The following is a 9,078-nucleotide window of genomic DNA, read 5'->3' as shown; positions in this document are numbered from 1 at the left end:
CCGCCGTCAAAATCTCGAATGTTCGATGATGGCTCATACTGTCGCTCACAGGATTCTCCGCATGATTCATGCTGAAAATGAGCGATCAACCGCCTGCACGCTACGTGGGGATGCCTACGCGCTTACAATGATGTTCGGGTCGGGTGCCTCAACGTGTGGAACGAAGTACGGAAGAGTTGTCCTCAGCCGAAACAACGAGGTCACCGCAACCGCCGTCCCGGCGGGGACACCACGAGCTCCGCGAAGGGAGGCTCGAGAACTGGTTTGCGGTCGAACTGCTACGCCATCCTTTCGGTTCCCCACTCAAAGCTGGTGCCATCTACCCAGAGGCAGTGTAGGAGAACGGCGATCTTGCGAGCAACTGCCACCTTCGCCTTTTTCATGCCGACCCGCTTCGACAGACGAACGCCCCACGCCTTCAGCGTCGACCACTTCTTCGTCGGGTGCATGAGCACGCTGGCCGCTTCGTATAGATGGGTCCGCAACAGGCGATCTCCCCAACGTGAGACGCGGCCGCTTATGTCAGTTTCGCCGGACTGCTTTCGTCGCGGTGTCAGGCCAAGATAGGCGCCTACGTTGGCGGCCGAGCGGAAGCGCGACGGATCGTCGATCGTGTGTCGGAAGGTGAGCACGGTCACGACACCTACGCCTGGAACGGTCATCAGCCGGCGGGTGGTTTCATCGCCATGGACAAGACGCCGGACTTGCCGATCGAGCTTCTCCCTGCTCGCGAATGATCAATAGAGGCTGGATAACCGGCAAAAGCTCATGCCCGTCAGCAACCAGCTCCAGGGCTTTCGCCTGAACTGCGAACCGATGGACCGTCCGAACAGCAGACCGTATTCCTTCAGCATCGCGCGGACCTGGTTTTCGAGATCGCGGCGGATCCCGACCAGTCGTGACCGGGTGACCAGCATCGATCGGGTGGCCTGACTTTCAGCGCTTTTCACCTTCACTTCACGATACCAGCCGACGCGAACCAACTCGGCGAAGCCGCGGGCATCATTCTCGTCGCTTTTGTTCATTCGCACCGAAAGCGCCGCCTTCGCATGCCGAGCATCGATGCAGACGACCGGCAATCCGACCCGCTTAAGCTCGTGCCAGAGCCAACTGGACATGGCGCCCGTCTCGAAGCCGATCCGCTCGGCGCCAGGCGCGCGCTTGCGCAGCAGTTCCGCCATGCTCCCGGATCGGACTTAGCTTTCCCCTGGAACACGATCTTTCCAGCATCATCAACCACGCAAACGCTGGTCTCCCGCTGCGAGACATCCTGCCCGACATATTGTTTCACTGCGACCTCCTTATCCAAGTCGGCGGCTTCTGCCGTCGGCGAAGACTTCCTTCAAAGGAGCAACGACAGCAATTACGTCATCGTGTGCAAAACTTTGCCTGCCGATTGACAGCTTGGCATTGGCGCGCATTTAAGTGCAACTCGTAGCGTGTTCCTGCGATAACCTATGTCCGAGATTTGAGTAAACAGGCCTGTGTGGCTCATCGCTGAATCTTGGGGTAGGAATCTCGCTTTGTGGGAATCGTAACCGAGTAACCTTGGCTGGACAAATATCTAGCCTCACTCCGTATTGGCGTGACACCTCGCCAAGTAGCTGCCCATGCAGACAACCACATCGCGCGAACGCAGATGAACGTAACTCTCGGTGTCCTAAGTTCGACATCCTGGATCGTCTTTCCCGCTGTCGTTGACAAGCAAATACGCGACTTCGCTGTTGTAGCTCAGAACCACGCCACGTCTCTTGGCCGCGCACACGAGACTCTTGCGTGTACTGCCTAGAACTCCTTGCGATCGCAGTAGAAATTGATGATGCCCTGCTGTCTCTGGTCATACTCCAGGTCGCGCAATCCACTGCGCGCGCATGCCCCCTCAGTCACGAACTGAGAAGTTCGCCGCCGTTGTGAGAAAGTTCAATCCGAAGCTGGACGTACAATAGGCGTTTCAAAACGCGGCCCGGACTGACGGCTTCAGCGCAACCAGCCGAAAGCTACACCGTGATCCGAGGCTCGAACTTGACACGATCGAGCGCAATCATGCTCTGGAATTTTCGGACATTGGGGTTGGTATAGAGCTTTGTCTTGACGAAGACGTCAAAAGCCTCGACGTCTTCGACGGCTACGATCAGCACAAAATCGGCGTCGCCCGTAACCATGTAGCACTGGGTAACCTCCTTGGCCGCGCGCATCGCGCGCTTAAAATCGTCGACAAGGTCAAGACGCTCACGGTCTAGCTCTACGGTAAGGACAACGGTGAGCGATTTGCCAAGGGCCTTCGGATCGACCAGCGAGACGTCCGCAACGATCACGCCATCCGAACGCAGCTTGTTCACACGACGCATGCATGAGGCGGCTGAGGAACCGACAAGTTCCGCGAGTTCGGCAAAGGAGAGCCGGTTATTCTTTTGTAGGGCTGTAAGAATCCTTCGATCTAGGTCGTCCATCGCAATGCCAGCCATGTTAGGAACATTCACAATCGCAAAAGGTCGCGCATCACTTATTGCAATTTTGCCCGCATAATGAAACAGAAGTAGTAACAGGTCCGGCAGATTGAAAAAATACGCGTCGGGCTCTGGATCTAAACTAGGTAGGTCCCGCGTAATTCCAACAGGCTGACGATATTTCGAACCGCACCGCTTTGTGCGGTCGGTGCTTCAAAAACCGATGTATTTTGACGCAAACCTGCCTTCCCCATGCTCATATTTAGTGGTGAAGGCGAATCTCGTCGAGACCGATTAGAGTGGCGTATGGCTGCGACATTTTCAGCACTTCCTTTAACCGGCGTCCCATTCCCGCGATCAGAGCTCGGAGGGCGGCAGGAGAAGGTGCGTGAGGTGATGGCGCGCGCGGATTTCGACTCATTGTTGGTCGCGCCCCGCCGGCATCTCCGGTATCTCGCCGGCTACCACGGGTTTGGGGCCACTTCGCGCCGTTTCGGTTGATGCTCACCTCTGCTGGATCGGGGCGGAACGGCGCCGAAGGTCCGTTTTGCAAAAGACAGCCAACGCCACCTTGGGAGAGAATTATGATAGATCTGCTCAGCGATACCGTAACCCTTCCCACCCAAGAGATGCGGCACGCGATGTTTAACGCGGAAGTCGGCGACGCCGGTTACGGTGAAGACCCAACGTTAACCCGCCTTGAAGCATTGGCAGCCGAAATGTTGGGCAAGGAAGACTCGGCTTTCCTATCGAGCGGATGCCAGGGGAACCTTACTGCGTTGCTCGCGCATTGTCCCCGCGGCCACGAGGTGATCGTTGGCGATCGCTCCGATCTCTACGACCTCGAAGCCGGCAGCGTCTCGGTGGTGGGGGGCTCGTCCTGCACCCCGTCCCGACGGAAACCGACGGACGGCTGTCGCTGGATAACCTGCGCTCGGCGATCCGCGACAAGAGCGATTACCAATGCGCGCCGCCAGGCGTCATCGTGCTGGAGAATCCGCACTGTCAACGTGGCGGGCGTGTCCTACCTGAGTCCTATATTAAGGAAGTGCGCGAACTTGCCGAAGAGCACGGCCTGCCGCTGCATCTCGATGGCGCCCGCATCTTCAATGCGGCAATCGCCTCGAAGAGGTCGCCGGCGGAGATGGCGAAGGAATTCGACTCGATCATGTTCAGCTTGTCGAAAGGACTCGCTGCTCCATTCGGCTCCATGGTGTGCGGGACACGGCCCTTTATCGACCGGGTAAGACGCTATCGGAAGCTCTTGGGGGGAGGCCTTCGTCAAGCCGGCTTCATGGCCAGTGCAGGTACCGTGGCGCTTCAAACCATGGTGGACCGCCTGATCGAAGACCATCGTCGCGCGCAGTTGCTGGCGGAGAAGATCCGCGAAATTCCAGGCTGTCAATCACCACGGAATCGGGACCCTGGTTTTTCGCGCAAAAGGGGGTCAGACTCAATCTCGCTGCAGGTGCAGGGTGATGTCGCGCAATTTTCGAGAGGGAATCAGCGCGATGGAACAGAGATTTGGGTCGACGAGACTGGCGCCGGCGGGGTTGCTCGTCGAGCATGCCGAAATCAACACGGATTGTGTATTTCTTGACGTGCGCGCTACGGCGCTTTCGGCAACGTGCCCGTGCTGCGGGACGAGTTCACGCCGGACCCAGAGCCGATATATGCGGCAAGCCGCCGATCTGCCCATCGCTGGCCGGCGGGTGGTCTTGCGGGTGACGGTTCGCCGTTTCTGGTGCGACGCCGTTCTTTGCCGCCGCCGCATTTTTGCCGGACGGTTTGGCGTCGGTGTATTGGGCCCGTTGTCGCGAAGAACCGGACGCCTTGAGACCATCGTTCATCACTTGGGACTGGCGCTGGGCGGCAGGCCTGCGGCCGCCTTTGCCGATCGCCTGATGATGCCGGTGAGCAACGACACCCTGTTGCGTGTCGTGCGCCGGCGGACTGAACAGCCGCGCGATAAGCTCGCCATCATCGGCATCGACGACTTCGCGTTCCGGCGCGGCCAACGATACGGGACGATTGTCTGCGATCTTGAGCGCCGCAGGCCAGTGACATTGCTGCCTGATCGCGAACAGGCGACATCGCAGGCTTGGCTGGCGAACCATCCTTCCATTGTGACTGTCGCTCGCGATCGGGGTGGCGGCTATGGCGAGGCGATCGCCAGGGCCCTGCCTCATGCCGATCAGGTGGCCGACCGCTGGCATCTGATGGAAAACGCCAGCCGCGCTTTCCTTGATGCAGTCAGCAAGTCCATGCGGCATATCCGAAAGACCGTCGGCAGCACCATCATCGATCCAAAGCTTCTCACCTATGCCGAACGGCTGCAATATGAAGGATATCTGCGTCGCCAGGAGACAAACGAGGCCATTCTGGAATTGTCGAAGCAGGGTGTGCCGATCAAGCAGATCGTCAAACGTACCGGACATAGCCGCAAGCTCGTCCGCTGCGTCCTGCGCGGTCAGCGCTCCGACATGTTCCGCGTCCGGCAGAGTTCGCTCGAGGAATGGCTTCCCTGGCTTGACGGCCGCTGGGACCAAGGCGCGCGCAATGCTTCGGCGCTCTGGCGCGAAATGCGCAAGAAAGGCTTTCGTGGCCAGATCGGCGTCGTCTCTGAATGGGCGCGGCGCAGACGCCTTGCTGAAAGGACCGATCAAAGCGCACTTGCCCGCACGCCTTCGGCACGAAGCATCGCCAGGCTCATGACGCTGGCGCGTGACGACCTGTCCAAATCGGACGCTGTACTGATCGCGGCAATCGAGAGCAATGTTCCTGACCTCATCACCGCGCGAACGCTGATCGACGACTTTCAGCAGATGATCCGATCAAAGGCGGTCGCAAAACTGGACGCTTGGCTGGACGACGCGAAGGCAAGCCTCGTCGGCTCCTTTGCAAACGGGGTCGAAAAGGACATCGCCGCAGTCCGCAACGCCATTATCTCTCCGTGGTCGAATGGCCAGACCGAAGGCCAGATCACCAAGCTCAAACTCATCAAGCGGCAAATGTACGGCCGCGCCAAGATTGATCTGCTCCAGGCGCGCCTCGTCGGTGCAACTTAGGCTGTGGCCGCAGCGAGAGTGCGTCAGAGCCCTCTTTCCATGAAAAATCACAGCGCCGCGCCACTCAGAGTGGCTGCAGGCCCAGATCCCGAATGCGAGCTTGGAGCTTTTACCCCACTTCGGGCACAACTTGAACCAACTGATGCCGCACATGTTGAGGTGGCTGGTGCAGGATTCTGCCCTGACCCCAAAAAGTTGGTTGCGAGCCCGTCGTCGACTAGTTCCCCACGAAAGAAGGTTCCATCGTCGGCACGGTGACATCGCTCAGCAGTTCCTCCCAGGCGGCTCGAATGGGAATGCGACGATGAAGCGAGGACGCACGCTCGTGGTCATCGACAATTGCCGATGTTCTTCTTGACCGAGAACGGCCGATCTCTCAGAAATCATTCCGATCGCACGTGAGCGACCGGATCTGATCGATCTCTTCAAGAAATCTGAGCCCAAGAACGAGCGAATCCTCCACTGCTATATGTAACCTTCGATGCCGATTTCGTATTGCGCCTGCAAGTCGCCGACATGGAGGAGTGTGACGCGATAATCACCGATCTCTTCCACGACAACACGAACATAAGACAATTGAAGTCTCTCATCGCGATCCCGACGACCCACTATCCCGTCACTCGCTACTTTCTGTAATTGCCGACCTACCGGTCAAACGATAAGGCGGCCGTCCTTCACAGATTGGACGCCACTTTGGAAGACGTGCTTGATCTTCTCTCGCTGCAGCAGGATCGAAAGATCTGCCTCCAGGTCTCCCTCTACGACCACCACATCGGCCAGTTTTCCGGGCGTCAGTGTACCGATCTCCTGGCCAAGCTTGATTGCCTCGGCCGCCGCCCCGGTTGCCCGGTGGATCGCTTCCACGGCTGATACGCCAACCAATTTGGAGTAAAGAACGATCTCAAGCGCGTTTTCACCATGAAGGGTTAGGTCGGGCATCCCGCAGTCGGAACCGAGCGCGATCTTAACGCCCTTGTGTGCGGCCATGCGGAGATTGTCCGGATAGACCTTCATAATCTCCGAGGACGAAATCACAAGGTGATCCGGATAGCCGAACTGTTTCGCCCGCGTTGCCTGACGCTCGTAAGGATATAGCGTCGAAATCAGCCAAGTCCCACGTTCCGCCATGAGCTCGGCACCCTCTTCGTCGATGAGGCAGCCATGCTCGATCGTGTCGACGCCGGCAAGGACAGCGCGTTTGATGCCTTCCGCACCTACGGCGTGGGCTGCAGTGTGCTTGCCGCGCTGTCGCGCCTCGTCGCATATGACGCGCATCTCCTCGACGCTGTATTCCGGCCCGCCGGACCACTCCCCGCCGCCCGCGCGGGTTGCGAATATCTTGATGAGGTCGGCGCCGGCTTTTAGCTGTCGCCGCGTCGCGACCCGAAGCGCGTCGACCCCGTCAGCCTCGACGACGCCGGTATACCAGGCATGCCCGCCGGTCATCGCGAGGCCGCCACCGCAGGCAAGGATGCGTGGACCGACTAGGAAGCCGTTATTTACTGCCTCGCGTAGCACGATGTCGCTGTAACCTGAGCACCCGACGTCGCGGATGGTGGTGAAGCCGGCAAGAAGAGTCTTGCGACAAGCATAGGCGCCCATGGCGACGTCGCGACCCGCCTTGGCGGTAAGATCGAAGAAACCAGCTTCCTTTTCGGTGAGTTGCGAGAACGCCGTCCAGGAACGGGGCTCGTCAACAGTCTCACCCCAGCAGATGTGGTCATGTGTGTCGACCAGCCCCGGAATGATCGTATGACTCGCCGCATCGATCACTATGGCGTCGCTACAGCCTGCGATATCCAGACCTGCCGTGAGAATGCGGCCATCATCGATCAGGACATCGCCCAAAAAAGCCTCCTTGCCCGTTCCATCGATGATCTTGCCGCCCTTGATAATAATGGACATTAGCGTTGCGCTCCTTGTGAAGTTGTAGAACTCAAGTTCAGCTCAGATTTTCAGTCTCGAATCGACGGCATCACGTAGCCATCGCCGAGCTGATTGAGGCTGAGGACAATCATCATGCCCTGGGGAGTGAGAAGCTCAGCCCTTCTTCGTTCCTTGCTTCTCTGGCGTCGGCGATTCGATCTTTCAGATCACCATCCTGACGAAGCGCCGCCCATAGATTGCACAGCTCTCCTGTCGAACAACTCTCAATCTGATGCCAGGCCTGCAATGAGCGTTTCAAAAGCTGCGCGGATTGATTGCTTCAGTCCGGTCTGCCGAATCTACGCCTCGAACCGCCGGCTCGAACTTAACGCGAGCGCGATCATGCCCCGGAACTTATTGACGTTGGATGTATGCCGCATGATGCCTGGCTCCGGGCAAGGTGCTAGAGGCGCCGACCGACTCCCGGCCCGACGTACCCGATGACGAGGTTGAGGCACATTTTACCAAGCGGCGTTCGGCGGCGCGGCCCAGGGCAGGCGCTCCGAGCTCGTCAAGCTCATATGGTCCGCCTTCGCGCATTCCGACCGCGACGGTATATTCGCAATCAGACCTTCTTCTCGCTAGCAGAAGCCAACGCGACCGTTCGTCAGTTAAAGACCTTCTTTTGTTCCGTGCCGCACAGCCATTCGCCAGCAGGTCGCCATCCGCGCCCCGCCAGAACCATCGATCTCTTCCACCACGGCAAGCGTATTGCCGTCCACCAGCGCCGCCATGGAGGTCCTCGCCATCGACGTCTTCGCCATGGAACCGATCCAGATCACATGCCCAGTGCCGATCGGCGCTATGCCGACTGGACCGGACCGCTTCCGTCGCCGGGGCCATCAATCCGGCCCGCAGACCGACTCGCTCTTCTCGCCAGCCGTCCGCACTCCGAACTGGGCTTCGGCTCATGTCTGGGGGTGCGCGCCTGTTCAAGGACATCGATCGTGAACTCGCGGATGCCATATCCGCGGACCATCGCCATCGGAGCGCTCGGCTGCCAAGCTATCGCATCCAACCTTACCAACAAAGTGGCAAGCGGACCTGCCGTGGAAGAGACAGTGACCGTTCGCCCCGACCTGCGCGGCCCCGGCTACTTCCACGGAAAACCCACTTCCAAAGGACTGATTATCCTCACTTCCACGCTCGATCTCCTGCAAATCCTTGACCATGGCATGGCCAAGGGCTTCGTCGGCCTCAATGCGCAGCCCGAGGCCAGTAACCTCGACCAAGGCGAATGGTTCGACCTGCTGCTCGAACAGGAGAAGACGCTGCGCCAGCAACTGCGCTTCGAGCACCGAGCGCGCACGGCAAAGGTATGCCACACCGCCACCGTCAGAATGTCCCTTACCGTGCCGTGCACACAGCTGGATCACTCTCTCTTGCTCAAGATCGCCACCGGCGACTGGGTCCGTGCCAGCCACAATTTACTAATTACGGGCCCCTGCGGCGTCGAAAGAGTTGGCTTGCTTCGGCCCTTGGCCATCGGGCCTGCCGCGACGATCCTGCCGTCGCCCCCCGTGGAGATAGACGCGCGCTAGCGCGTCCGGTCGATAGTGTCCTGAAGGTTCTGCAAAAAGTTTTGGAGAGAGAACGGTCGTTGCGCTGAGGCGAAAGCGGCCATGGCACGCTGGTGA

General features: G+C 59.1%; 5 protein-coding genes and 3 pseudogenes. 4 read left to right on the top strand and 4 right to left on the bottom strand.

From position 1 onward, the window contains the following. Positions 1–278 precede the first annotated feature (278 nt). Both NKJ90_RS33655 and NKJ90_RS32890 read right to left on the bottom strand, forming a co-directional pair. A pseudogene (locus NKJ90_RS33655) lies at positions 279–1,291 on the bottom strand (IS110 family RNA-guided transposase). Positions 1,292–1,997: 706 nt separating this feature from the next. Next, positions 1,998–2,465 carry an Lrp/AsnC family transcriptional regulator gene (locus NKJ90_RS32890; protein WP_352487733.1) on the bottom strand — a complete coding sequence of 156 codons (468 nt, stop codon included), beginning with the start codon at positions 2,463–2,465 and terminating at the stop codon, positions 1,998–2,000. 482 nt (positions 2,466–2,947) lie between these two features. On the opposite strand from NKJ90_RS32890, the pseudogene NKJ90_RS32885 reads away from it, so the two are divergent. After that, positions 2,948–4,047, top strand: a pseudogene (locus tag NKJ90_RS32885) (GntG family PLP-dependent aldolase). Beyond that, positions 3,959–5,515, top strand: a complete 1,557-nt coding sequence (locus NKJ90_RS32880; protein WP_352487732.1) for an ISL3 family transposase — start codon at positions 3,959–3,961, stop codon at positions 5,513–5,515. The pseudogene NKJ90_RS32885 and the gene NKJ90_RS32880 overlap by 89 nt, the downstream one beginning before the upstream one ends. A gap of 651 nt (positions 5,516–6,166) precedes the next feature. Here NKJ90_RS32880 and NKJ90_RS32875 read toward each other — a convergent pair. Next, positions 6,167–7,420: a metal-dependent hydrolase family protein gene (locus NKJ90_RS32875; RefSeq protein WP_352487731.1), complete on the bottom strand. Its 1,254-nt coding sequence runs from the start codon at positions 7,418–7,420 to the stop codon at positions 6,167–6,169. Positions 7,421–7,806: 386 nt separating this feature from the next. On the opposite strand from NKJ90_RS32875, the pseudogene NKJ90_RS32870 reads away from it, so the two are divergent. Next, a pseudogene (locus NKJ90_RS32870) lies at positions 7,807–7,952 on the top strand (type II toxin-antitoxin system RelB/DinJ family antitoxin); the annotation flags it as partial. Between the two features lie 100 nt (positions 7,953–8,052). Here the strand turns inward: NKJ90_RS32870 and NKJ90_RS32865 are convergent. Continuing rightward, complete coding sequence (locus NKJ90_RS32865; protein ID WP_352487736.1) at positions 8,053–8,205, bottom strand: hypothetical protein; 153 nt, start codon at positions 8,203–8,205, stop codon at positions 8,053–8,055. Between the two features lie 297 nt (positions 8,206–8,502). Between NKJ90_RS32865 and NKJ90_RS32860 the strand changes: the two genes are divergently transcribed. Then, entirely contained in the window at positions 8,503–8,982 is a 480-nt protein-coding gene (locus NKJ90_RS32860) for an ATP-binding protein (protein ID WP_352487730.1), read from the top strand. Positions 8,983–9,078: the final 96 nt, after the last annotated feature.

Origin of the sequence: Mesorhizobium sp. M0051, assembly GCF_040323235.1 — a bacterium.
In the GTDB taxonomy this organism is placed as follows: Bacteria; Pseudomonadota; Alphaproteobacteria; order Rhizobiales; family Rhizobiaceae; genus Mesorhizobium.
This window is presented reverse-complemented; position numbering and strand designations above follow the sequence as displayed.